The sequence below is a fragment of the Bartonella sp. AU15XJBT genome, assembly GCF_028618615.1.
Classification (GTDB): domain Bacteria; phylum Pseudomonadota; class Alphaproteobacteria; order Rhizobiales; family Rhizobiaceae; genus Bartonella.
Window position 1 is genome coordinate 1 of the sequence record NZ_JAQITG010000005.1, and the last position, 26,065, is coordinate 26,065.

At 36.9% G+C, this 26,065-nt stretch carries 23 protein-coding genes, 2 tRNA genes and 1 pseudogene; 15 read left to right on the plus strand and 11 right to left on the minus strand.

Features of this window, described 5'->3' with window-relative positions; all coding sequences use genetic code 11:
• The 6 genes and pseudogenes from PVV57_RS03535 to PVV57_RS03560 all read right to left on the minus strand — a co-directional run.
• A pseudogene (locus tag PVV57_RS03535) lies at positions 1-183 on the minus strand (hypothetical protein); the annotation flags it as partial.
• Positions 167-1,354: a DUF1376 domain-containing protein gene (locus PVV57_RS03540; protein ID WP_273783485.1), complete on the minus strand. Its 1,188-nt coding sequence runs from the start codon at positions 1,352-1,354 to the stop codon at positions 167-169. The gene PVV57_RS03540 and the pseudogene PVV57_RS03535, both read right to left, overlap by 17 nt.
• Positions 1,344-1,691: a YdaU family protein gene (locus tag PVV57_RS03545; protein WP_273719169.1), complete on the minus strand. Its 348-nt coding sequence runs from the start codon at positions 1,689-1,691 to the stop codon at positions 1,344-1,346. The genes PVV57_RS03540 and PVV57_RS03545 overlap by 11 nt, the downstream gene beginning before the upstream one ends.
• On the minus strand, positions 1,684-2,160 hold the full coding sequence (locus PVV57_RS03550) for a crossover junction endodeoxyribonuclease RuvC (protein WP_273783486.1): 477 nt from the start codon (positions 2,158-2,160) through the stop codon (positions 1,684-1,686). The genes PVV57_RS03545 and PVV57_RS03550 overlap by 8 nt, the downstream gene beginning before the upstream one ends.
• 77 nt (positions 2,161-2,237) lie before the next feature.
• Positions 2,238-2,675 (minus strand): hypothetical protein, encoded by a 438-nt coding sequence (locus PVV57_RS03555; protein WP_273783488.1) that lies wholly within the window; start codon positions 2,673-2,675, stop codon positions 2,238-2,240.
• Positions 2,676-2,691: 16 nt separating this feature from the next.
• On the minus strand, positions 2,692-3,051 hold the full coding sequence (locus PVV57_RS03560) for a hypothetical protein (RefSeq protein WP_273783490.1): 360 nt from the start codon (positions 3,049-3,051) through the stop codon (positions 2,692-2,694).
• Between the two features lie 83 nt (positions 3,052-3,134).
• Between PVV57_RS03560 and PVV57_RS03565 the strand changes: the two genes are divergently transcribed.
• The 8 genes from PVV57_RS03565 (at position 3,135) to PVV57_RS03600 (ending at position 7,905) form a co-directional block, all read left to right on the plus strand.
• On the plus strand, positions 3,135-3,752 hold the full coding sequence (locus tag PVV57_RS03565; protein ID WP_273783518.1) for a S24 family peptidase: 618 nt from the start codon (positions 3,135-3,137) through the stop codon (positions 3,750-3,752).
• A 240-nt stretch (positions 3,753-3,992) separates the two neighbouring features.
• Positions 3,993-4,367 carry a hypothetical protein gene (locus tag PVV57_RS03570; protein ID WP_273783492.1) on the plus strand — a complete coding sequence of 125 codons (375 nt, stop codon included), beginning with the start codon at positions 3,993-3,995 and terminating at the stop codon, positions 4,365-4,367.
• A gap of 124 nt (positions 4,368-4,491) precedes the next feature.
• Positions 4,492-4,827 carry a Rha family transcriptional regulator gene (locus PVV57_RS03575; protein ID WP_244442390.1) on the plus strand — a complete coding sequence of 112 codons (336 nt, stop codon included), beginning with the start codon at positions 4,492-4,494 and terminating at the stop codon, positions 4,825-4,827.
• A gap of 9 nt (positions 4,828-4,836) precedes the next feature.
• A complete protein-coding gene (locus tag PVV57_RS03580; protein ID WP_273719162.1) occupies positions 4,837-5,595 on the plus strand; it encodes an antA/AntB antirepressor family protein in 759 nt (252 codons plus the stop codon).
• A gap of 12 nt (positions 5,596-5,607) precedes the next feature.
• Positions 5,608-5,994, plus strand: coding sequence for a hypothetical protein (locus tag PVV57_RS03585; RefSeq protein WP_273719161.1), 387 nt, complete (start codon positions 5,608-5,610; stop codon positions 5,992-5,994).
• 242 nt (positions 5,995-6,236) lie between these two features.
• The gene (locus PVV57_RS03590) at positions 6,237-6,998 is read left to right on the plus strand and encodes an ERF family protein (RefSeq protein ID WP_273719160.1); all 762 of its coding nucleotides are present in this window, start codon (positions 6,237-6,239) and stop codon (positions 6,996-6,998) included.
• A gap of 1 nt (position 6,999) precedes the next feature.
• Complete coding sequence (locus tag PVV57_RS03595; protein WP_273719159.1) at positions 7,000-7,623, plus strand: lambda exonuclease family protein; 624 nt, start codon at positions 7,000-7,002, stop codon at positions 7,621-7,623.
• A 78-nt stretch (positions 7,624-7,701) separates the two neighbouring features.
• Entirely contained in the window at positions 7,702-7,905 is a 204-nt protein-coding gene (locus PVV57_RS03600; protein ID WP_007347214.1) for an AlpA family transcriptional regulator, read from the plus strand.
• Positions 7,906-8,005: 100 nt separating this feature from the next.
• Here PVV57_RS03600 and PVV57_RS03605 read toward each other — a convergent pair.
• Positions 8,006-8,081: transfer RNA gene (locus PVV57_RS03605), tRNA-Phe, on the minus strand.
• Between the two features lie 401 nt (positions 8,082-8,482).
• Between PVV57_RS03605 and PVV57_RS03610 the strand changes: the two genes are divergently transcribed.
• The 3 genes from PVV57_RS03610 to PVV57_RS03620 all read left to right on the plus strand — a co-directional run bounded on the left by PVV57_RS03610 (position 8,483) and on the right by PVV57_RS03620 (position 12,983).
• Positions 8,483-9,646: a phosphoserine transaminase gene (locus PVV57_RS03610; RefSeq protein WP_273719158.1), complete on the plus strand. Its 1,164-nt coding sequence runs from the start codon at positions 8,483-8,485 to the stop codon at positions 9,644-9,646.
• Between the two features lie 387 nt (positions 9,647-10,033).
• Positions 10,034-11,323 carry an adenylosuccinate synthase gene (locus tag PVV57_RS03615; RefSeq protein ID WP_273719157.1) on the plus strand — a complete coding sequence of 430 codons (1,290 nt, stop codon included), beginning with the start codon at positions 10,034-10,036 and terminating at the stop codon, positions 11,321-11,323.
• A gap of 238 nt (positions 11,324-11,561) precedes the next feature.
• Positions 11,562-12,983 carry a hypothetical protein gene (locus tag PVV57_RS03620; protein WP_273719156.1) on the plus strand — a complete coding sequence of 474 codons (1,422 nt, stop codon included), beginning with the start codon at positions 11,562-11,564 and terminating at the stop codon, positions 12,981-12,983.
• Between the two features lie 189 nt (positions 12,984-13,172).
• Here PVV57_RS03620 and rpoH read toward each other — a convergent pair whose 3' ends face one another.
• The 3 genes from rpoH to PVV57_RS03635 all read right to left on the minus strand — a co-directional run bounded on the left by rpoH (position 13,173) and on the right by PVV57_RS03635 (position 16,673).
• Positions 13,173-14,057 (minus strand): RNA polymerase sigma factor RpoH, encoded by an 885-nt coding sequence (gene rpoH / locus PVV57_RS03625; RefSeq protein WP_273719155.1) that lies wholly within the window; start codon positions 14,055-14,057, stop codon positions 13,173-13,175.
• A gap of 149 nt (positions 14,058-14,206) precedes the next feature.
• Positions 14,207-15,211 carry an RluA family pseudouridine synthase gene (locus PVV57_RS03630; protein WP_273719154.1) on the minus strand — a complete coding sequence of 335 codons (1,005 nt, stop codon included), beginning with the start codon at positions 15,209-15,211 and terminating at the stop codon, positions 14,207-14,209.
• A 31-nt stretch (positions 15,212-15,242) separates the two neighbouring features.
• The gene (locus PVV57_RS03635; RefSeq protein WP_273719153.1) at positions 15,243-16,673 is read right to left on the minus strand and encodes an aldehyde dehydrogenase family protein; all 1,431 of its coding nucleotides are present in this window, start codon (positions 16,671-16,673) and stop codon (positions 15,243-15,245) included.
• A gap of 463 nt (positions 16,674-17,136) precedes the next feature.
• On the opposite strand from PVV57_RS03635, the gene PVV57_RS03640 reads away from it, so the two are divergent.
• Positions 17,137-19,713 carry a DNA translocase FtsK gene (locus PVV57_RS03640; protein WP_273719152.1) on the plus strand — a complete coding sequence of 859 codons (2,577 nt, stop codon included), beginning with the start codon at positions 17,137-17,139 and terminating at the stop codon, positions 19,711-19,713.
• Positions 19,714-20,945: 1,232 nt separating this feature from the next.
• Positions 20,946-22,646 carry a PAS domain-containing sensor histidine kinase gene (locus PVV57_RS03645; protein ID WP_273783494.1) on the plus strand — a complete coding sequence of 567 codons (1,701 nt, stop codon included), beginning with the start codon at positions 20,946-20,948 and terminating at the stop codon, positions 22,644-22,646.
• An 18-nt stretch (positions 22,647-22,664) separates the two neighbouring features.
• Here PVV57_RS03645 and mscL read toward each other — a convergent pair whose 3' ends face one another.
• Positions 22,665-23,072 (minus strand): large conductance mechanosensitive channel protein MscL, encoded by a 408-nt coding sequence (mscL, locus tag PVV57_RS03650; RefSeq protein ID WP_273783495.1) that lies wholly within the window; start codon positions 23,070-23,072, stop codon positions 22,665-22,667.
• A gap of 1,245 nt (positions 23,073-24,317) precedes the next feature.
• Here mscL and PVV57_RS03655 point away from each other — a divergent pair.
• Both PVV57_RS03655 and PVV57_RS03660 read left to right on the plus strand, forming a co-directional pair.
• Positions 24,318-25,400 carry a quinone-dependent dihydroorotate dehydrogenase gene (locus tag PVV57_RS03655; RefSeq protein WP_273758050.1) on the plus strand — a complete coding sequence of 361 codons (1,083 nt, stop codon included), beginning with the start codon at positions 24,318-24,320 and terminating at the stop codon, positions 25,398-25,400.
• A 139-nt stretch (positions 25,401-25,539) separates the two neighbouring features.
• Positions 25,540-25,616: transfer RNA gene (locus PVV57_RS03660), tRNA-His, on the plus strand.
• Positions 25,617-26,065: the final 449 nt, after the last annotated feature.

Here is a 26,065-nt window from a genome sequence, read left to right on the forward strand (position 1 = left end):
CATGCCTTTGGCTTCTCCCCGTATAAGATTTTTAACAGCTTGCAACAAAGACCAGAGTGAAATGCCGTTAAGAGCTGTGATATAAGCCTTTGCACGTGCCTCTGGATTTGAAACTTTTTGCATTGTCAAACCGCTTTCAAGCATATCAAGAGCCTCAGCAATATCTTCAACAGACGCTTTCAAGGTAAGCAAGTTTTGGACTGTCTGATACACTCCGAAAGCTTGTTCCTCCAGTGCCGGTGTCAATTTCATGCCACTGATCAAGGTCCATGGACAATCCCTTGTTACACATCGTATCATCTGATCTGTAATGTTTTGAAGTGGATTCACTAAATCCTGCTTCACGGATAAGGTTACGGATTGCCTCTCCGGTACCACCACAAGTTCTTTGATCTTTTGAAAAGTTTCCATAATTTCCACCATTGTTGTTCGTGTTTTTTGTTTTTTCTAAATCCTCGATAGCCTTGCGCACCCAGTTACGCCACGTTGCTTGCCAATCTCGCTTGCTAGCGTCCTTACCTGCCTTGGCATTCCAAAAATCTCTAAACTTTGCGATTTCGACTTTGACACGCTTTGGAGGCAAGCCCTCTGCAATGGCAAAATCGTAATCGGGTTCGAAATCCGCAGGCAATCGACAACCTCGATTAGCTTTTGACTGCTTGGCTTTTTTGAGAACGTTTTCTTGCTCGTGAATGGGAGATTGGTTTTCTACACCCGTTTCGATTTGCTCTGATTGGCTCTCAACAGCATCAACCTCGATTGGCTCGTGAACCAAATCGTTCGTTTCTAAATTTTCAGAACCAATTTCTTTTTTTGCTAATACGATAGTATTAGTTTTTTTATTATATATGTTATTGTTATTGTTAATGGCATCATTAAGCATTGCATTAGCATTGCTTGTAGTATGCTTAAGCATATCGTTAGCATCATGCTTAGCATCATTAAGCATTGCTTTAGCATCATGCTTAGCATTTTGATCATCGCTAATTGTTTTTTCTTTATGACGTTTTGCCCATTTTGCTTGCGCTGCCTTCTGTGCTCTCTCTGAAAATTTATTTATATTTTCATTTGAGTTATTGAGTTCTTCCTCAACATCTGAACTCCACAAACGACCATCTTCTAAAGAAATGATGTGCCCAGATCTAAATAAATAATCTAACGCCTTTTCAAATCTTTTTACTGTACAACAAGTAAAATGAGATAATACTCGTGAATCATTCAAAAGAGGTTCACGCGTGTGTAACATTCTTATTCGCAACTTCACATAAACATTGACTTCCATAGGTGGTAAATCAGAAAGTTTAAATAGCCACTGATCTGTATTAAGTCTCGTCCAAGCCAATTTAGTTGACATATTTTACCTCCTTTTCTTCATTATTATTAGAGGTAAAATTATCTAGCTCTTCACTGAAGTTATTAAGCTCTTCTTCAACACGCGTATTCCACAACCCGCCATCTATCTCAATAAGTTTATCATTTCTCATGAGATATTCGACAATAGCTGCAAATTTTTTCTGCGAACAATGACAAACGCGTGCAAGCGTTTGAAAATCTGTTTTAAGTGGTTCTTTTTTTTCATACATGCAAATGAGAAGCGTCATATAAGCCCCCCTTTGCTCCAATGTCATTCCATCTGTACCACTTATCCAGTCATACAAATGGAATCTTATCCATGGCATACCATTAGACATGCATACCCCCTTCTTTCTTTAAATATAAAATTGCTAAAGCATCTGCTTCATTATCATCTTCAGGCGCGTGCCCTTTTGCATACATCGCCTTAATCATTTCTACTTTTGAGGCGTTTCCTTTTCCTGTCGTTGCTTTCTTAATTGTGCTAACAGGAATGCCTTCATACGGTATCTGATGATGTTCACACCAAGCTGTTAAGATTGATAACAAGTCACCGTAAATATGCGCTGCATCAGTACCCACATGCCGGCGTACTTCTTCAAAATACACCGCGTCAATACTGCCTACGGTTTTCTTTATTTCTGATAGACATCTCTTAAAGCGTAAATAATGCATTTCACCGACTTCAAAATATCGGGGGTGAAAATTCATGACACCACTGATGATGTGACCATCAGCACCGCATATAGCCCAGCCAGTCTTGCTACCTAGATCAAGACAAAGAATGGTTCGCGTGTTATTGATCATAATCCCCCCTTGGCTCTACGTATTTATATGCGTGCTGTGACAGAGCGCGTCATCATAAGTTTAAAAAATGGTCTAACTCAACTCAGACACACACTGCACGCATTACTTATTAATTCGATCTCTTCTTTTCTTTTTTCGATGAGTTTATCCCTTAAGAAGTCAAGCTTACTTTCGACTAAGCACATAAATAAGATTAGCTTACTTAAGCGATAAAAAGATGATAACTCTTGAGAAAAATGATTATCAAACCAAGCAGTAAAAGCTTGCATAAAGACAGATGAAAACCATTGTTTAAAATCATCGTATGGAAATAATGGAAAATAATTTCTATCATCGCGCGCAAAGATACTATGTAGCATACAAACAATAAAACCTGTTGATGGGGGCTTCATGCTTGTTTCAAGACATGCATCTTGAGGCAAACGGACACCATAATATATGTCTTCCCGCCCAATCTTATTAACAAGATCGATCAACTGAACTTTGCTTATAGAGATCTGTGGTTCATTTATCATCTCTAATCTTTCTTCTTTAAGCCTGTGAATTATGCTGTGGGTGTTTTTTGTTGTCTGTAGAATTATTCATACAAATTGCCCCATTCGATGTTGTAAATTTCTCCGTTAAAGAAATCTTACTTTTTCCTTGTTCTGTTATTAGAAGAGAAACACCATGAGATTTATTCTCATACATATGAAGAAACCAATCTAGCGTAATCCAAGGTGGACCTTTGGATTCAGACAATTGGATAATTATGTTCCAATATTTTGGAGAAATACTATTGCGATCGCGCATTTTACGTGCAGCTTCATAGCTACAACCGATTTCCTTTGCAAATTGACCTATAGATCCCCAAGACTCAATCAAATTTTTGACATAAAAATTATTAACCATGATCAAAATAGTACATTACGTACAATTTAAAATCAAGACAAAATAGTACACAATGAATGAAAAAAATAGTGGATAATGTACGAATGAGTTATTTGCCAAAAGATAGACTTAAAATAGCGCGTAAAAATGCTGGGTATGCAACACCGAGCGAGGCTGCACGCGCTATATCAGCTCTGAATCAAAATACTCTAATTAGTCATGAAAATGGAAATCGTCCTGTTTCTCGACAAAAAGCCGAACTCTATGGACAAGTATTTAACGTCGATCCGGGATGGATTTTATATGGTGAATCTCCTCAAGAAAATCCTAGCCTTAATATAAGTATTCCTCTTATTTCATGGATTAGTGCTGGAGAGTTAAGCGAGCAAGATGGGATAATGGATTTTTCAGATTATCCTATGACAGAAGCTGTTAACCTTCCTGCCGGTGAATGGATTGCGTTGCGTGTGGATGGTGCATCCATGAATAAAATTAGTCCTCCAGATTCCATAATACTTGTAAATATGCGAGACAAAAAGCTTGTACCTAATGCCTGCTATGTAATTGCGGATGAAACTGGGCGAGCTACATATAAGCGATATAGACCAAATGATAATCCTCCTTTTCAGCCTGCTTCGTACGATAAAACAATAAAAGCTCCAAAACTTGAAGGTGCCATTTCTATAATAGGTCGTGTACGACGCACTATTCTTGACATGTAAGTACAATTAAGATTCTCTATTTAAATTATCAATTAGATGCCATCAGCAAGTCATAGCAGATTATTGATTCTACAATAAACTGCATGTTTATTGATTCTTAAATTAGTCAATGATTCGTCATTTTTTAATTTTTTTGAAAAAATAGTACATTTTGTACTTGACTATGTTTCGTTCATATTGTACTAATATATCCATAAATTAACACAAACAATCGCCAAGAGGCGTTAGGGAGGGGAAATTATGGAAAAGCCAATTCTCATAAATTCTAATGAAATTTTATTAGTTACCTACGATGATGATCAAAACATTGGTCGGTCAGGACCGCTTGATGCAAGCCAAATTCTAAGCATAGTTGATGAGGGAGATGATGCCATCCAAATCTTTCGTATAAATCCTTCTGAAAAAAGTTGTGAAGATATCTCTGAAGAAATTGCAGACGCATATGTAGAAGCAAATATTGAACATCTCTATGAGGATAGTAAGGTTCATTATTTTGTAGGTGAAAGTAATGCTTACCATGACCTTTTAGATGATTTAGCAAAAGAAAAATATAATGATGAGGTCTACGGTACTTATGAACAACAGCACCGTTTGCGTCCTTGTGATGTGCTTTAAAATTCTTAAGGGCGTTTGAAAAAGCGCCCCCTTTTTCCCATCAATCCCACCCAATATGAGGTCCGTAATGGAAAAGCTAATTGCTATCCAGCAAAATACAAACAAACATGAAACAATTCCAACCATGTCTAGCATTGAAATTGCAGAGTTATGCGGTAAAAGACATGCTCATGTAATGCGAGATATTCGTAAACTATTTAGCGAACTTAAAATCGACCTGAGTAATTTTGCTGGATTATACAAAGATTCAACAGGTCGTACTCTTCCTTGTTACCATCTTCCTAAACGTGAATCTCTTATTGTCATTTTAGGTTACAACACTGTGTTACGCGCAAAAATCATAGATTATTGGAAAAAATTAGAAGAGCAAGCAGCTAATCCCCAAATCGATTTTTCGAGCCCTGAAATACGAGCAGCTATCATGATGCATCTTAAAAATAAAATTAAACAGACTGCATAGGAGTTCATCATGAACACTCTCATAGAGATTAAAGAACAAATCATTGATCAGGAAATAGTTCAGACAGTAAATGCACGTGATCTGCATGCATTCTTAGAGGCAAAACGTGACTTTTCAAATTGGATTAAGGACCGTATTACCAGATACAATTTTATAGAAGGACAAGACTTTGTAAAAACACAAGATTTGCGGTCGCCAAATTTGGCGAGCGCAAAATCTAGGGCTGTTATCGCGATTAACTACTATCTCACACTCGATAGAGCCAAAGAACTTTCTATGCTTGAGAACAATCAGAAAGGGAGAGAAGCCCGTTTATACTTTATCGAATGTGAAAAGCGTGTAAAGCAAGTGGTAGCACCACAAATCGACTATTCAAGTCCAAAAGCTATGATTGGCTTTTTGAATTACCTACAAGGTCAAATAGATCAAAAAGACACCATCATTGAAGATTTAACACCAAAAGCCATGGCTCTTGAAAGCTTACAGCGCCATGATGGGCTCTTTGGTCTTACAGAAGCTGCTAAAATACTCGAGATGCAACCAAAACAATTCATTCAATTCTTACAGCAAAAAGGGTGGATTTACAGACGTGCAGCGGGTGGAAATTTGCTACCGTATCAAGACAAAATCCAAAAGCAACTTATGGATTGTCCAACCATCACGCTTCAAACTGCATGTGGAATAGAAAAAGTCATTCCTTGCGCAAAAATCACAGCAAAAGGCATTGGTGTGTTGTCTCAAGAACTTAAACGACAAAGCATGCATTAAGAGGAGGTTATTATGATAAAAAAGAAATACGAACTGACCGATGAAACCACCGATATTGTAAGTTGCCATACATTGTACCGCATTCGTGCTTTAAGAGATTTTGATGATGTTAAGGCTGGCGACCTTGGGGGCTTTATAGAAAATGAAAGCAATCTCTCTCATGATGGCAATTGCTGGGTCTATGATAATGCTTGTGTTACTTGGGGTTCAAAAATTTATGACAATGCAAAAATTTATAATAACGCCCGAGTGTATGGTGGTGGTCGCATTTTTGAAAACGCACAGATTTACGGAAATGCAATTGTTTATCCCAATGCAAGAGTTTATGGCGACGCAAAAATTTACGGAGATTCAGAGATCTGCGGAGAAAGTCGTATCACAACAAACGAAAAAAAATAAATCATGTATAAATATGAAATTAAACCTACCTTGTGTGTGCAGTTAGTTGTGAAAAAATACGCACAATCTAAGTGAACTTTGTATCACTATCTCTGGGTATAAAGACGAGCCTTATGTAGATACCATAATTTCTGAAGACATCATACAGCCTATAAAATCCAAACTCTAACAACCAAACCAACTTTTAACACATGCGTGATTCACGCCACGGGTGAGTTGCGTCTTCAATGGAGGAAAGCAAAATGAATGAACTAAACACGAACTTAACAGAAGTAAACAAAACAAACGATTGTGAAGTCAAATCTACAGCTATGGAGCTTATTTTAGAAAGAGCTTTAGAAAATGATGTTGATCTGGACCGTCTCAAGAGCCTTCTCGAATTACGAGAAAAGGAGATAGAACGACAAGAGCGCCAAAACTTTGTTCGTGATCTTTCCGCTATACAAATGGAATATAAAGATATCGAACAAAACGCCCTTAATACACATACTAAAAGCCTCTATACAACGCTTGATAAATATATTGATGCTATCAAAGAACCTCTTTCAAAATATCACTTTGCCTTGTTCTCTCGTATCAAAGAGCAGAGTTCAAATAGCATAACCGTAGAAATGACTTTAAAGCATATATCGGGCAATGAAATATCAACACAAGGAACATTTCCTTTTGACACTACTGGAAGTAAAAACAACGTACAAGCGGTTGGTTCTACTATAAGCTACGCACGTCGATATCTCTTAGGCATGCTTCTTAATGTTGCAAGAAAAGAAGACGATACAGATGGAATAACGCTTATAGCAGGTGTCACACCGGAACAGATGAATGAAATCAAAGAATTAATGGAACAGACACAAGCAAAGGAAAGCGATATTCTTTCTTTTATAGGCGTAAAAAATCTCACACAGATGTCTTATAAACAAGCCCAAACTGTTTTGTTTGCTTTGAAAAAAAAGCAACGCTCACAAATGAATAAAGCACAACAAGAGCAACAAAAGGCGGTGTGAAATGGAACAAAGAACAGCAGAATGGTTTCAAGCCCGTTTAGGCAAAGTTACCGCTTCAAACGTTTACAACATACTCAGTAAAACAGCAAAGGGAACCCCTACAAGCAAATATGAAGACTATAAAATTAAACTCATTACAGAGCGTTTAACAGAAGAAGTAAGCCAATTTTATACAACGCCTGCTATGCAATGGGGCATTGAACATGAAGAAGATGCCCTAAAAGAATATGCATTCATTTATGATACTGAAGTCTCTCAATGCGGTTTTATCCAGCACCCCACAATCCAAATGGCGGGGGCTAGTCCTGATGGGTTTGTTAGTGATGACGGTTTAGTTGAAGTCAAATGCCCACAATCCCCAAATCATCTACGTTTTTTTATAGATGACCATATAAAGCCTGAATATCGCGCGCAAATGCAATTCCAAATGGCTTGTACGGGACGAAAATGGTGTGATTTTATCAGTTATGACCCACGTTTTACGAGGCAATCAACATACCTGCGCATGAAAATCAAACGCATTCACCGTGATGAAGAACACATTGAACAGATTAATCAAGCGGTCGAAGTCTTTTTAGCAGAAATAGAACAAGAGATGCAAAAGATTTTGACAAAAGCCGCTTGACGTTATGGGGGTGCTCTCTCCTCCCAGCACCCCCACCCACTTAAGTAATAAGTAATATAAAAATAGAAAGGTAATGAGATGATATTTGATGATGGCGATAGATATGTAACAACCCGTGAATGTGCACAGCTTTTTAGTGTATCAACCACAACGATTCGCAATTGGGTGCTTCAAGGGGAGTTTCCGCAACCCTATAAGCTAGGAAGAGCCGTAAGATGGAGAAAAAAGGAGATCTTAGCCTTTACTCCAAAGAAAAATAGGGAACAAATAACAACAAATTAAGTAAAATTGTATAAACCACAAGAGGTGGTCTGAAAGGTGGTCTGAAAAACAGCGAATCAAATAAAAAATTATATATTTCAATATGTTAAGCACGAGAGAGTGGTGCCCAGACGCGGATTCGAACCACGGACACGCGGATTTTCAGTCCGCTGCTCTACCTACTGAGCTATCTGGGCATGCTTCATAAAAAACATAGAGCGTGTGCGGTTATAACATTAAAATTTTCTCTGTCCAGTCATCAAAAGAAAAATAATTGATTTTTTAATAAGTTTATCTCCCTATTCTAGAGAGTTATCAATGAATCCTTATCATAAAATAAACTTGATAGGTATGTTGTGATACGTTAGTGTATCGTTATCAGAATGCTATCTTATCGTGGTGATGATACGAAAAAAAATAAAAGAATCAATTGAGAGGCATGATTTAGAAAGATTTTTTTACAAAGTTTCCGTGATTTTTAAGCCTACGAAATAATAGAAAACATTTTTGACTTTTTTCTAAAAAGACTCTTGATTAGTCTTTATAACAATTTGTTTTTCTTTATAAAGGAAGCAAAACATCTAAAAGGGGAGAAATAATGATAATGTTACAAAAACCAAGCAGTCGTCCCAAGAATACTAATTTTTCTTCAGGTCCTTGTAGCAAACGGCCTGGTTGGACTTTTGATGTTCTTAAAAATGCATTAGTTGGGCGTTCGCATAGATCGAGAGAAGCAGAATTAAAACTTGCTGAAGTTGTTAATTTAACCCGTGAGATTCTTGAGGTTCCTTCTGATCATCGTATAGGAATTATGCCAGGTTCAGATACCGGTGCTGTTGAAGCTTCTCTATGGTCTTTATTAGGTGAGCGTGGCATTGATATGGCGGCCTGGGAAAGTTTTGGATTTGGGTGGAATAAAGATGTTGTTGAGCAATTAAAACTTTCTGATGTGCGCCGTTTTGAAGCCCCATATGGTGAAATACCAGATTTAACCCAACTTAATTTTGATCGTGATGTTGTTTTTACATGGAATGGGACAACTTCTGGTGTGCGTATTCCTAATGCGGATTTCATTCCGGATAAGCGGGCAGGATTGACCATTTGTGATGCAACGTCTGCAGCTTTTGCGCAATATCTTGATTTTTCAAAATTAGATGTCGTTACTTTTTCGTGGCAAAAAGTTTTGGGAGGTGAAGCAGCACATGGTATGGTGATTTTAAGTCCTCGTGCTGTTGAGAGGCTTGAGAATCATGTTCCAGCTTGGCCTATGCCTCAACTTTTCTGTATGACAAAAAATGGAAAATTGAACGAAGATATTTTTAAAGGAAAGATAATCAATACGCCTTCTATGCTTTGTGTTGAGGATTTTCTTGATGGGTTGAAGTGGGCAAAGTCTCTAGGAGGTGCAGCAGCACTAAGAGCACGGGTTGAGAAAAATTTTTCTGTATTTGATACTTTTGTTCGTAAAACACCATGGTTAGAATATTTGGCAAAAGATCCTCAAGTGCGTTCTAATACTTCTATTTGTTTAGATATTGTGGATCCAGTAATTACTGCTTTAGATACTGAAAAGCGAGTATCTTTTATAAAAGCCGTCGTGAATCGTCTTGATGAGGAAGGTGTTGCTTATGATATCGGTTCGTATCGCGATGCTCCTCCTGGGCTTCGAATTTGGGCGGGTATAACAATTGAGGCTTCCGATCTTGAAATTTTAACACAATGGCTTGAATGGGCGTTCCAAGTTGAAAAAGCACAGCTTTAAATAATGACCGGTGATTTTCACGATGCGTTTTTAAACAGAAAAAGGATACGAGAGATTATGATGATCTTTCGTATTCTTGTATCAGATAAACAACTTCTAAATAATTTACATGAACTGTAAAAGCTTAAGAGGGGAAATGAATGCTTTGTCATGGGTTGGCAAAACACAAATTGAAATCTCTAATTTTTTACTTTTTGTAGTAAAAATAAGAGATTTAGAATATTGGGGTATTTGCTTATCTTTATTATCATAAATTTGAAAATTTAATTACTTGAAGATTGAGAAAAATCTGAAATGAGGAGTCGCACTTGCTCTAAGGTTTCGTTATAAAGAAGTATTTGTTTTTGAATGCTGGTTTTTTTGACCAAACACGCGACGGAGAAAATTATGGCCAATGTAGTTGTTGTCGGTACACAATGGGGTGATGAAGGCAAAGGTAAAATTGTAGATTGGTTGTCTGAGCGAGCAGATATCGTGGTGAGATATCAGGGGGGGCATAATGCTGGCCACACATTGGTTATTGATGGAGTTAGTTATAAATTATCACTTTTACCATCTGGTTTAGTGCGTGGGAAGTTATCAATCATTGGTAACGGTGTCGTTGTTGATCCTCATCATTTTGTTGCAGAATTAAAAAAACTATGTGATCAGGGTATAAAAATTACACCAGAAATTTTACGGATTGCTGAAAATGCTCCCTTAATTCTTTCTTTGCATCGTGATCTTGATGCAATTCGAGAAAGCGGTTTATCAGGTTTAAAAATTGGGACAACAAAGCGTGGTATTGGGCCTGCTTATGAAGATAAGGTGGGACGTCGTGCGATCCGTGTGATGGATTTAGCAGAAAAAGATACACTTATGGCTAAGATTGAGCGGCTTTTGAGGCATCATAATGCTTTGCGCCGTGGGATGGGTGTTGCAGAGATTGATTCTCAAGCGCTTTATGATGAATTGATGCAAGTTGCAGATAAAATTCTGCCCTTTATGGATTGTACGTGGCGTCTTTTAGATGAAGGTTATCGGGAGGGAAAGCACATTCTTTTTGAAGGGGCGCAGGGTGCTTTACTCGATAATGATTTTGGAACTTATCCTTATGTAACATCATCGAATACAGTTGCTGGGCAGGCATGTACAGGATCTGGGATGGGGCCTGGAGTCATTCATTATGTTTTGGGTATTGCAAAAGCTTATACCACACGTGTTGGAGAAGGGCCATTTCCGACAGAGCAGATAAATGATATTGGTGAATTTCTTGGGACACGTGGGCATGAATTTGGTGTTGTAACGGGTCGAAAGCGTCGGTGTGGTTGGTTTGATGCAGTTTTAGTTCGTCAGATGGTAGCAATTTGTGGTGTTCAAGGTATAGCATTGACAAAACTTGATGTTCTGGATGGTTTGGATGAAATAAAAATTTGTATTGGTTATGAGCTTGATGGTAGAAAGATTGATTATTTACCTTCCTCCATGGGAGCTCAAGCCCGTGTAAAGCCTATTTATGAAACATTAGAGGGTTGGAAGGAAAAAACAGCTCATGCATTGAGGTGGGAAGATTTACCAGTGCAGGCTGTTAAATATATACGCTATATCGAAGAACTGATTAATACAAAAGTGGCTTTATTATCCACGAGTCCAGAACGTGAAGATACTATTCTTATTACAGATCCCTTTGGAAATTGATTATTGTTTTTAGGCTTCCATATAGATTCTTTGTCCATTTCTATATCTTTGAACAAAGAGCGTTTTTTAAGAGCGCGTGAGGGAAAGGTGTAAAATAACGTTGTTTATTTTTCATATTCATTTTACACTATTACGATAGTTGCACCAATATAAATGACAATTAATTTATGAGGCTAAAAGGTTTTTTGGCTTTAGGGCTGGGGTTTCTTTTCTCAGTTTAAGAGAGATTATAGAGGAAATGGTAGATTTCATTGGAATCTTAAAAAAGGCAATTAATGCGCAAAATAATGTTACACCACAAGTGCGTCAGCGGATTTATAAACGGGCTACCGAAACATTAGAACATCAATTTTTAACAGCGAAAATACCGCAAGCAATAGCAAATGAACAAAGAAAGATTCTTCAAGGTGCTATTACAACTGTTGAAGAAGAATATTTAGCCGTCGAAAAGAAGTTGCTCTCTTCAGTTATGGGGTGGAATCCCACAAATATAAATGAAGATAAAAAATATACAAAAGGAGCTATATTACCAAAGAATAATGAATTTTCAGTGGTAAACATAAACAGCAAGCAGAATCTTGTTAAAACCTTAAAGGATAATAAGGAACTTGATGGGCCTTGTGTATCAGATATGCCAGAGGCAGAGCCTGTTAATATGGAGGCTTATTTGCCTTCTGAGCATGTTAATCGCTGTGCGTTAAAGGTATCTCCTTCACAAGAAGATAATCCGCATATTGTTTCGCATATTTTTTCTCAAGCTTTACGTCGTGCTAATAAATCATTGGTGCAAAGGCGTATTGTGATAAGTGCTATTTCTGTTGTGAGTTTTGTTGTTTTAACTGTTGGTATTTTTTTTATTGGGGGGCGTGTATTTGTATCAAATGATCATCAGTTGTTAGGAGAAACTCTTCAAGCTTCTCAGGGGGTACCAAAGGTACTTTCGGTTAAGAGAAAGTTAACACAACGCTTATTAGAGGATGGGAGTGAAGTTGATGTTGGTTTAAAACAAGCAGCAGATTCTTCTGATGAAGAAGGAATCTCAAAAGTTGTTGCCAGCAATTTGCAATCGCTTGAAAAATCAGGCGAAGCTGTTTTTTATCAAGCACGTACAAATTATGATGCAGAAAAGGTAGCAACGGGAAGCGCACGCTGGACGCTTATAAGGGAATCTCATGTAAAGGGGGCTCCAGAAGAAATGGCTATACAAGGTGATATAACAATTCCCGATGAAGGGTTATCATTACGGTTAATTTTACGTCGTAATACCGATCGGTCATTTCCTGCTGCATATATTATGGACCTTATTTTTATTCTTTCTGATAAATTTTCAGGTAAAGCTATAAGCAATGTTCAAGCATTAACCTTTAAAGCAAGTGAACAATCCATCGGGCAGGCTTTAACAAGAACTATATCTGCAAAGATTAACGATGATTTTTTTCTTGTTGCATTGAGTGGTAATCATCCGTTTCTAGACCGAAATTTACAATTGATGCGAGAATTAAATTGGATGCGTTTGGTATTAACGGATAAAAACGGACGTATAAATGAATTAACCTTTGCAAAAGGACCAACAGGTGAGTCTATTTTTAATGAAGTTATTGGAAAATGGCTTGCACAACAAGATAAGTTAACAGTTCTTGGTCAAAAAAATAGAACATAGCTGCAAATAAGATAAAAGATTATTTCTCACCATCTGTATTTATCCGTTATAGCTAAACGTACTCAATAAAGCTCACACATCAATAACTCATTTGAGAGGTCCATTTACAAGTATAAAGCCAATTGATGCTTTTCTCATTTCCAATTTAAGAATGTGCAAGCAATTGGCTTTATACCTAATTCTAGAGTCTTATACTTGGCTTTGAGATAAAGCAGAATCTCTGATAGAATTCTGCACTTTTTCAAATGCACGCATTTCAATCTGTCTTACTCGTTCTCGACTAATGTTAAATTCACCAGAAAGCTCTTCTAGAGTTAATGGTACATCATTTAAACGACGTGCTTTGAATATACGCTTTTCGCGGTCATTGAGATTGTCCATAGCATTGACAAGCATGGAACGACGATTTTCCAATTCACTTTTTTCAATTAAAATTTGTTCTTGATTGTTAGATTCATCCACCAACCAATCTTGCAACTCGCTGTTTTCTCCTTCTTTTGTACGAAGGGGTGCGTTGAGTGAAGTATCACCACCAAGTCGACGATTCATCGATACAACTTCATCTTCTGTGACATTCAACTGGGTTGCAATTTCTTTTATTTGTTCTCCATTGAGATCGCCACTATCAAGTGCTTGAAGTTTATTTTTCAACTTACGAAGGTTGAAAAACAAGCGCTTTTGATTGGCTGTTGTCCCCATTTTCACCAAACTCCAAGACCGCAATACATATTCTTGGATTGATGCTTTAATCCACCATATTGCATAGGTCGCAAGACGAAAACCACGCTCTGGTTCAAAGCGCTTAACAGCTTGCATGAGTCCAATATTACCTTCTGAAATGACTTCCCCAATGGGGAGACCATAACCACGGTATCCCATCGCAATTTTAGCGACAAGACGCAAATGACTGGTGACCAGCCTATGTGCAGCTTTTAAATCATTATGCTCACGGTAACGCTGAGCGAGCATATACTCTTCTTTTGGCTCAAGCATTGGAAAACGACGCACTTCTTCCAAGTAACGATTTAATCCGCCATCACCTGTTATGACTGATAACAAATTCATATGGGCCATATAGCACCCTCCTTTTGTCTGAATTCCCTAAATAAGGCAAATTCTATGTTTAAGATAGCCAACTATCCTTGCAACTTCACTTTAGCATATTTTTCAATTTTGTTCAAAAAAAGATATTTTATTGTGAAATCTTGAGATGGAAAAAAGTTTCAATTCATTTTTTTAAAATGCTTAATAAGTTTAGCCATATCTTGAGGCAGCGGTGCGGAAAACGACATAATTTTACCGGAAGAAGGATGTTCAAAAGTAAGACTTGCGGCATGGAGTGCTTGTCGATTGAATTGATCGATTGCATTTTTAAGAGTGGGATTAAGGTTGTTTGATTTTGTTTTAAAAGCATTTCCATAAACCGTATCACCGATGAGTGGATGTCCGATATGCGCCATATGAACACGGATTTGATGGGTGCGTCCGGTTTCCAGACGACATTCCAAAAGGCTAGCAAAAGAGTTCGAGTCTGCATGAGTACCATATTTTTCAAGAAGAGAAAAATGTGTAACAGCATGACGCGCGTGAGGGTTTTGGTTCTGGACAACAGCTTGCTTTGTTCTGTTATGGGGCGAACGACCAAGTGATGCATCAATTGTCCAGACATTGCGGTGAGGTGTCCCCCAAATCAAGGCATGATAGCGTCGATCTAATGCGCAGGTCCGTCCATGATCAGAAAATTGAGCACTGAGACTTTTGTGAGCCAGATCATTTTTTGCAACAACCATAACACCGCTTGTATTTTTATCAAGACGATGGACAATGCCAGGGCGTTTAACACCACCTATACCGGATAAACTATTCCCACAGTGGTAAATAAGGGCATTAACCAACGTACCAGTCCAATTGCCATTGCCAGGATGAACAACAAGACCCGCTGGTTTGTTAATAACAATGAGATGATCATCTTCATACAGGATGTCCAATGCAATAGCTTCAGCGCTAGGTTCTGCATCACGAAGGTCAGGCATTGCCAATTCAATTATTTGATTAGGTTTTAATTTTGTTTTTGGTTCCTTGATGAATTGACCATCAATTTTAAGACAGCCTTCACGGATGAGGGTTTGCAAACGTGAACGTGAGAGCACATCATGATATTGTTTTGAGAGCCACTGATCAAGACGTTGTCCCAGAGCACCTTCATCCGTTATTTTCTGTATGACCATACGATTCCTATTAAGTTTTTAATAAGATTTTTTACCAGTATGAAATTGCTTTACTATCGAGAAATTCTTTAATTCCCCACTGTCCCCCTTCACGGGCGCGCCCAGAGAATTTTACACCTCCAAAGTAGCTTCCATCAGGTAATCCATGTCCGTTAACTTCCACCATACCGGATCGTACTTGTGCCGCAATACGACGACATTTGTTACGATCTTGCGATTGAATATAGTTTGTAAGACCATACTCAGTGTCATTTGCTAAAGCGATGGCTTCTTCTTCTGTACTAAAAGAAAGAATCGAGAGAACTGGACCAAAGATTTCTTCTTTGAAAATACGCATATGAGGTTTTACATCAGCAAAGACTGTTGGACGGACATAATAACCGCGTTCCATTCCTATAGGTAAACCAGTTCCGCCTGCAACAAGAGTTGCCCCTTCATCAATTCCCGATTGGATAAGATCTTGAATTTTATCATATTGTTGTTTTGAAACAACAGGCCCAATATGATTACCTTCTTGACAGTTTGGCCCTACTTTTGTCGTTTCTGCAATATCTTTGGCTATTTTTACGGCTTTGTCATAGATGTTCTCTTCCACAAGCATACGAGTCGGTGCATTACAACTTTGTCCACTATTATAAAAGCAATGTCGTACACCACGCTGAATAGCATCTGAGTCGGCATCAGCAAAGATAATATTTGCGCCTTTTCCTCCAAGTTCCAGACAGACTCTTTTTAAAGTAGCGCTGGCATTTTTAGAAATATCTTTTCCTGCTCTGGTTGAACCAGTAAAGCTGATCATTTCTAGATCAGGATGAGCTGAAAGGTAAGAGCCGACAGTTGCACCATCACCATTGATTAAATTAAAAACACCGGACGGAAGTGCTGCTTCATCTAAAAATTCAGCAAAAAGCATAGCAGAAAGAGGCGCAATTTCAGAGGGTTTTAGCACCATGGTACAGCCAGCCAAGAGAGCGGGGATAACTTTAAGAGTCACTTGATTCATGGGCCAATTCCATGGCGTAATTAATCCTACGACGCCGATAGGGTCGTAGTGAAGGATTGCTTGCTCATTTCCCTTTATTAAAGTTTTTTGGAATGAAAACTCTTTATAAGCTTCGATAAAATCGCGAATGTGAGAACTGCCGGTTGCGGTTTGCGCATTAAGCGCCATATCAATTGGTGCTCCCATTTCCATTGAAATAGTTTTCGCCATGTCTTTGGAACGTTTTTCATAGATTTCTAAAATTTTTTCAACAAATCCAAGACGTTCGTTTGGTGATGTTGTTTTCCATTTTTGAAACGCTTCTTTCGCAGCATTAATTGCTTTATCGGCATCTTTTGTACTTCCAAGGCTAATGATAGCACAAGCTTCTTCTGTTGATGGATTAATGACGTCAAAATCGTGAGGCGTACTTGGATCATCCCATTGACCATTGATATAAAATTTCCGTTTATTAAACATAATTCACTCCCTTTTTTCTCTTTATGTTTATGTAATTATGGTTGTCTTAGTCTAAGCCTTTTTAGACGAGGATAACAAGGATAATCTTATGAAAACGCGAGAAATTAGATTATGTTATGATCATCAAACAGGAAGATTTAAATAGAGAAATGCTTCTATAACTGTTTGTATTATTGGGACTAATCGTTTTTATAAAATGGGAGAGAAAGAGAGCTATAAACAATTTTCTTGACGCTTTGTATCATGAAGTTTTCTTCAAAACAAATGGAAGACGAGCGATAGGACACCATAAATTGGGCAATTTACTTCATAAACCTTAAACAAAGAATATTATGCATTCTGGCCTTATTTTTTTCATTAAAAAATAACCATCAGCAAAAGGTTATTAACCTTCATATGGTAGCCTCTATGAATTCTTTTTGAAAAGGTCATTTTTCTCATTGCTATAAATTTGTTGGGTGCCATGCATAATTCGAAAACAAAATCTATTTCTACGTCTTCTTTTTCTGATGATGGTACGGAAGGTGCATCAAGAGAAGATTTGTCTATTAAGATTACTGAGATATTTCCTTATCCGGAAGTGTGGAAAAAGGCATTTACCCTCGGAAAAAATGTCCGTTTTACGCGAACGCCAGAAGTTGAGATTCTACGTCGTCGTATAGAAACAGATCCAATTTTTGCAAAACAATTTAAGATTTTTACAAAACAAGATCGAAAAAAAATTACGGACATTGTACATTGTAATAAGAAAACAACAAACGTTCCATCGACAAAAAAAGTCATTAATCCTCAATCGATAGGGAATAAAACGTCAGTTTGTCATTCAACGGTTTTAAAGCAGTTGTCACAACAAGCTATTAGTCTACCATCAGCCCATATTTCCCTTGAGGAAGATCAACAAGAGCATGAGTTACAAGTGAAAAATGTGCTCCAAAAAATAAAGCCTGCTTTGCACCTTTCCGATAATGCATTTTTTGAGTGTGGATCTTTGATATTTGAACATATGGATACTCAAACTTCAAAAGAGGATAGTACACCGATTGATACGACAAATGAAATTACACTTGATGTCCCTTCTGCTTTTGATGAGTCAATAACGGCTCTTTACCGTGTTCTTGAATACCGCTTTCCGCAACTCTATGATTCAATGACATCAGAATCTCCAGAAGAAAGGATGAGAGGCGTTGAGCAAATTTCTGATTTAATGAATACGAATAATGATACTATGAAGGAGTCTCAAGAGGGCGATTCTAAGCTTTCTGTTGAAGATTCCGCTCATGTGTTAAATGACACTGAGGCGTTAAAGGGTACTGGGGATACTATAGAGACTGAAGAAACCAATAATACTGTCGCCCATAACACTGTCAATTGTATAACAAAGGATGTTACAAAGAATTCAAAAGAGCTGTCTGTGATGCAAGCAAATGCTACAACGAAAACATTGCAATCTCCCCGCGCACCATCAAGCAATTATAATTCTTCTTTTATGAAAAATATTCAATCTATTGACTGTGATGTTTATGAATTCCCTCCGATTAATTTATTACAGAAACCTGTTTTTCATGAAGGGACGATGATTCCTCAGGAAACATTAGAACGTGGTGCTGGACTTTTGGAAAGTGTTTTGGAAGATTTTGGCATTAAGGGTGAAGTTATTCATGTTCATCCGGGCCCAGTGGTAACAATGTATGAATTTGAGCCCGCTGCGGGTGTAAAGTCATCACGCGTTATTAATCTTTCTGATGATATTGCACGTTCTATGTCTGCTATTTCCACACGCGTTGCTGTCATTCCTGGACGGAATGTTATCGGGATTGAGTTGCCCAATGCGGTTCGTGAAACTGTTTATTTACGGGAATTAATCCAAACACGTTCTTTTCGTGAAAGTGAATTTAAACTTGCTCTTGCTTTGGGGAAAGGGATTAATGGTGAACCTGTTATTGCAGAATTAGCAAAAATGCCTCATTTATTGGTTGCAGGAACAACAGGGTCAGGAAAATCTGTTGCAATTAATACAATGATTTTGTCGATTCTTTATCGTATGACGCCTCAGCAGTGTCGTTTGATTATGGTTGATCCTAAAATGTTAGAGCTTTCTGTTTATGATGGCATTCCACATCTTTTAACACCGGTTGTAACAGATCCCAAAAAAGCGGTAACCGCCTTAAAATGGGCGGTTCGAGAAATGGAAGAGCGTTATCGCAAAATGGCTAAGTTAGGTGTGCGTAATATTGATGGTTTTAATGCACGCGTTGCACTTGCGGCTCAAAAAGGCGAAACGATCATGTGTACTGTACAGTCGGGTTTTGATAAAGAAACAGGGGAGATGCTTTATCATGAAGAAGCCATGGATCTCACGCAGCTTCCTTATATCGTCGTGATTGTTGATGAGATGGCTGATCTTATGATGGTGGCAGGAAAAGAAATTGAGAATGCCATTCAGCGCTTAGCGCAAATGGCGCGTGCGGCAGGTATTCATCTTATTATGGCAACGCAGCGTCCTTCTGTTGATGTTATCACGGGGACAATTAAAGCAAACTTTCCTACGCGCATTTCTTTTCAGGTCACATCAAAAATTGATAGTCGTACGATCTTAGGTGAACAAGGTGCTGAAACGCTTTTAGGTCAAGGAGATATGCTTCATATGGCAGGTGGAGGGCGTATTGTACGCGTTCATGGACCTTTTGTCTCTGATGAAGAAGTTGAAGCCGTTGTTGCACATCTTAAAATGCAGGGAAAACCCGATTATTTAGCAACGGTCACGGATAATGAAGACGAAAACAATGAGGATGTTTCTGCTGATTCAACGGCAGAAGTTTCTGAGGAAGAAAATTTTGATGAAGAGAGTGAGAGACTTTATAACCAAGCTGTAAAGATTGTTATGCGTGATAAAAAATGTTCAACATCTTATATACAGCGCCGACTTTCAATCGGCTATAATAAAGCAGCTTCTCTTGTTGAGCGCATGGAAGAAAAAGGCATTGTAGGAGCCGCTAATCATGTTGGAAAACGTGAAATTTTACTCAATGAAGGAAAATAAGCGAGCATATTTAAAAATATGTGATTTTTAAAATGTCTGACAGTCATTATTTAAAGAGCGAATATGTGTTTTATTTTTTTTGAGAGTAATATTAAAAAATTGAGGAGAGAGTAATAAAGAAATCTTTTGACGGTCCATGAGGAAAACAAGATGATACAAAAGGGCGGAGATGTTTTTAACATGTCTCGATAATTTGAGATGTAAAGAAATAAAATAGATCTTTATATGAAAACAGATGATTTTTGTTCTCTTTGTCTTATTGCAAAAAGATTCTTTGCTCAAATATTACAGTGGTATATTTTTTTGTTTTTTCTTCTATAGCAGTTTTGATGAAAAAAAATAAATTAATGCAAAACCTGCTGTCAAATTATGCAAAACCCAATGACAAGCTACAGGGGCATTCTGAAAAGTATCATAAGGAGAGTATCCAAAGTTCTGGGGTGCTTTAAAGCGCTACGCTGAATATATTATCATTTGATATTCTCGGTGCAAGAAAGGTGTTTTTACGAGAATCTTTATTTGAAAAAGAAATTTTTAATTTCTAGTTTTTATAATACAATATATTGAATTGTAATGATAATTTATCGTTGTTCATATTGAATAAAAGTCTCAAGTATCGTAAGATTTTTTCATCTAAAATCTATTTATATTAAAACAATCAAAACAGTTTTTTTGTACATCATAAGGAGAAACGGTGGAGGATAAAAAAACATTGAAAAGGAATAAAAATGCCTCTTATGAACGTTTTCAAAAACCAGAACAACTGGCAACATTCGGAGCTGGACGAATATCATCATAGTGCGAGAGAGCTCTTTCAAAAGTATAAAAAGTAAAGTATCATGCCTTGATATCCTTTATGAGGATCTTTATATTACCACATTTACTGATATCGTCATAAAATAAGTTTGGAGACGTTGGGAGATATCTCTTAAAAATGAACATATGAATGCGCAAAAACATGAATATACAAAATAAGAGTGTTCTTTTCTTTTGGGTACTATTTTTGTGAGAGACGTCTTCCCATTAATGTAATAAATCTTTTTACATTAATAGGTGAATAAGCAACAATGTCGGAGAGTTCTTTTTACTCTTGCTTTGTTGGTGAAACAGTCAAAATTTTGCTACAGATAATTGATAATGAGATATCAAGTTATTTTAACGAGAGCAGCTATTTTAAAATAAATTAACATTATTCGTTTGAGAGTCAATGCAACACTTTTTTAGTTTTAGTTATGTCATTAAAAGCAGATGAGTTAAGTAACAATGAATTAAAATGTGAGAAAAAAGCTTTTTGTTTTATACCAGAGCTTTTGCCACGACCTTTTACGTGGGAAATCGATCACAATGGTTTATTTTGTGAAGTCTCAAAAGAGCTAGCTGAAGTTGTTGGACCTCTCTCTTCCTCTATTTTAGGATGTAGTTTTCATGAACTTGCTCATCAATTTAATGATGATCGATATCGGGTTCTCAGTCGTTTTATTGAAGCAGCCATGCCGTGGAGTAAAGAAATTGTTCAATGGCCAGTTGATGGTTGCTCACAATGGCTTGATGTTGAATTATCGGCTTTGCCAATTTTTGATGTTAAAAAGCAGCTTAAGGGGTTTCGTGGCTTTGGCGTTTTAAAAATACAAGAAAAAGTTCAAGAACAAAGAGATGAAAAGCTGGAGACGGAAATGCCGCATCTTACGGAGATAGAACGTTCAGCTTTTCGTGAGATTGCAGAGCAATTACGTGATGAATTGAATTCATCGGTAAAAGAAGAGAATTTTGTTGAAAAAACAGCTATTCAATTACCATATCCACAAACATTGCCGGTAAATGCTATAGAACAAGCTCTTATAAAGGAACCCGCTGTAGTTTTATCACTGTTGGAGACAGCAACAGATGGTGTTTTATGGTTAGATAAACAGGGCTTTATTCAATCGGCAAGTAAGGCAGCTTTAGCATTAATGGGTTATGAAATAAATGAACTACGAGGGCAGCCACTCTCTTCATTATTTACTTTGCAAAGCCGATTTTTGGTTGAAAAATATTTTAAATTAATCCGTATGAATGGGAAAAATCAGGCTTTAAATCGCAGCGAAACGGTTGATTTAATGACGAAAAGTCATAAAAATAGAACCATTCTTATTACGATTGTATTTTTGGCACAGCAAGGCAATTATGCTGTTATGTTGCGTGATAGGACAAAAAAAGTTTCATCAGAAGAAACAAAAGCAGAAGAAAATAAAATCGTTGGCGTTGTTCATGAAATACGAACACCTTTAAATGCTCTTATTGGCTTTGCGGAAATTATGAGTGAGGGCCGTTTTGGTTCGATAGAAAATGAGCGTTATCATGGATATTTACGCGATATTATCTCCTCTGGAAAACATATATTATCGCTGATTAATCAATTACTAGAATGTTCGAAGATAAATTATTCTGGTTTCAATAACCAGATTGATTCCTCCCTTATTTCTGAAAAATTTGATGTGATATCTTGTTTACGTGCGACGATAGCTTTTCTTGAAACTCAAGCCAATCATAACGGCATTATCATGCGCATTGTTGCTCCACCGCATGTTCCATTTATTCCTGTATCACAACAAGTGTTTCGCCAGATTATATGGAATCTTCTTTCCAATGCTATTCGTTTTACACCTTTGGGTGGACAGATTATTGTTCACGTTTCTTATAGAAAAGAACGCGTAAAAATTTCAGTGAGTGATAATGGTGTAGGGATGAGCGAGGAAGAGATTGTACATGTCCTGCAACCTTATGGTCAAGTAGAGCGCAAAGATGGACGATCTGGTGACAGTGCTTTTATGGGAACAGGTTTAGGCCTCCCAATGTGCAAAGCAATGGTGGAAGAAAGTGGGGGAGAATTTTTATTATTCTCAAAATCCAATCATGGAACAACTGTGGAAATGTTTTTTCCTCGTGTTCCATGATGTAAATCTTGCATAAAATTATTTTTTCTTAGCCAAAAGATCTCTAATTTCTGTTAAAAGCTGTTCTTCTGAAGACGTTTTTTGGGGGCTTTCTTCTTCTTTTCTACGGATTTTATTCATAGCTTTAACGAATAAAAAGAGAACCCAAGCAATAATGAGAAAGTTGATAAGTAAAGTGATAAAGTGCCCGTAGCTAATGGTTGCTCCAGCTGCTTTAGCAGCACTCAATGTCGCTTGTTTTTCGCCAGCAAGTTGAATAAACATATTAGAAAAATCAATTCCACCTGTAATAAGTCCAATGATTGGCATAAAAATATCATTGACAATTGAGTTGACTAAGCTACCAAAAGCGCCCCCAATAATCACACCAATAGCAAGATCAATCATATTACCTTTTAGGGCAAATTCTTTGAATTCTTTAAACATTGCGGTTTCCCCTTTATATAAGCGATATACGGTAATCTACTTACCGCTTTTGATGAAAAAGGAAAGGGCAGATTTTATTTTTAGGAGTATACTACAACATTAATATTATTTTCCAAGAATTTTATGAGGCTTAATAAAGAGCTCTATGGAGTCTATTTGAATGTATATATTTCGTAGAGAACAGCTTTTTTGATAAAAACTGTATCTGCTTTTTCCAACGAAAAGTTATATAATTTTCTCGCATCTTTATGATAACATTTAAAAAAGAAAATTTTACATAGTACCACAAAGTTAGAAGTTTTGAGAGTTGATATATCAGGAACTTTTTCGAATGAAGTATTATATTTGGCATAAAAAGAGAATTGAGAATAAAAATTATATTTCAGTACTGATGGGAGAAATGGATAGATAAGGCGGGAGTAAAATTTATAGTGCCAGATAGTTCCTCTTAATTCAACAAGCGATAGAGAAATTAGGGGCATAAGATGATCTAAAAGCTCTTTATACTGTGTTGCATAGTTTGAAAGTGATCATCATTTTGATGCAAGCAAGCATATTATTATTGGCTGGAAGATTGTATCAATTTATAGATAGCAGAACTATAGAGTTTGCAAGAGCATGTTGGTTTAGAAGTTTCTGGTATGATAGGTTCATTCTATAATCAATAGCAACAGCAAAGGAAGCAACACAGATTTTTCAAAATTTTATTAATACAGTATAAACCATGCTGCTAATTTAATGGTGTAGTAATGGCATAAATGTAGATGATTTTACGAACCGTATATTCTATAAATTTATGAGGAAAACAGCTTTATAGAACAAGCTTTGTTTTTGGGGACACAAAATTACACAAAGAAACTTTAATGACATAAAAGAACCTTGGGAATAGAGATAATTTTCTTGCCTTTTTAAAGATATTACGAGCTTGCTTGCAAGAGATAAGATTATGGTTTGGTGAAGAGGCATTGATATCTCAACTCGTACGGGCATTTTACATTTTATAAGATTTAGGATTTAGATACATATTTAGCTAACTGAACAAGTGTAAAAGAGAGAAATGTTTTTTCCAGAATAATTTTTTTTATTCAGGGTTCATAAATATCCACGCGAATGATGATGACGTGATGAACTATTCTTAATAGAAGGGGAGATATTATTTGAATAATATGCTCTCTTGGCGATCTTTTGTGTTAAAAGGTATATGTGAGGTGTGATGGATCATTTTTGTGTTATGGAGAAGGATTGATGAGTTTTTTTCGTTGTATTGGCCGTTCTGCTTTATTTATGTTAGATCCAGAGCATGCGCACCGCTTAGCGATTGTTGGATTGAAAAGTGGATTAAGCGGTTGTCAAAAGATTGTTGATAAGCGATTGAGTGTAACTATTGCAGGGCTTAAGTTTAAAAATTTTATTGGTCTTGCAGCGGGGTTTGATAAAAATGCAGAGGTTGTGGATGGTATTTTTCGTTTAGGATTTGGTTTTACTGAAATTGGGACAGTGACACCAAAGCCTCAGATTGGAAATCCTAAACCACGGCTTTTTCGTTTAAAAGAAGATGAAGCGATTATTAATAGAATGGGCTTTAATAATGATGGACATCAAGTTGTTTACAATAGATTGCGTGCGTGTAAAAAAACAGGTGTTGTAGGAGTCAACATTGGAGCCAATAAGGATACGGTCGATAAGATTGATGATTATACTGTTGGTATTGCTCGTTTTTATGATGTTGCTGATTATTTTACAGTTAATATTTCGTCTCCTAATACACCAGGTTTACGTGATTTACAGGCCCGTGACAGTTTGCATCTTTTGTTGAATGCAATTTCGAAAGCGCGAAAAGAGCAAGAGAACAAGCATGGATTCTCCATTCCCATTTTTTTAAAAATTGCTCCCGATTTATCAGAGAAAGAATTAGATGATGTTGCTGAAGAAATAAAACTTTCTGATTTTAATGGACTGATTGTTTCGAATACAACTCTTTCACGCCAAGGTCTTAGCAATAGTCACCTCAGTAATGAAGAGGGGGGGCTTTCTGGACGTCCACTTTTTGAGCGTTCTACGATTGTGCTTGCAAAAATGCGTCAAAAATTAGGGAAGGAGATTGCCATTATTGGTGTTGGCGGTGTAAAGGATGCTGAGACCGCTTTGGAAAAAGTAAAAGCAGGTGCAGATTTAATTCAACTATATAGTGGGATGGTTTATGAAGGTCCAAATCTTGTCATAACTATTCTGCAAGAGATTTTGCAGATGATGCAACAAGACGGTGTTGATAACATAAAAGACTATCGTGATCATAGTCTTGAGCATTGGGCAAAATGTTCTTTGTAAAAAAACGCTTTTTTCTTCACAAAAAATTGCGAGATTTTTTTAAAGGGGCTTGCAAACTTTGTTGATTTTCCTTATGTCACATAAGCATAGGAATAACTGTTTACGAAATCGTGAACAGTTATGATACATTTTCTTTTATGCGGTTGTAGCTCAGTTGGTTAGAGCGCTGGTTTGTGGCACCAGAGGTCGTAGGTTCAAATCCCACCAACCGTACCATTTGTCTTGTTACAACTTTTCTAATTCTTATTTTTGGCGTTTTGTGAGGCGGTTAAAAGCCACGCTTGGCGGTCTTTTTTGCGTGTGAGCCGTCACGGAGCAGAGACCTTGCGTGGATGATTTTTCTCAAATTTTGCCCAAAAAGGAATGATACGATCAATAATCGCTTGAAATATAAATGAGTTAATTAAATCTACGATTCTGATTGCAATTGTAACAATAAATATCTCTATCAGTATATTTATATACTTTTAGTATATTTTGTAAACAAAGAGAATCTTATTTGCCTTTCATTATTATTGCTCATAATATAAATCATTAAGTTTAAACACATAAAATAAGTAAACATAAATTTACTAAAATACACCATATTTTTGACACAATTTCCTTGACTTTGTAACTCTATATTATAAATATGAACTTGCATGAAAGTGCATTCATATCTCCAG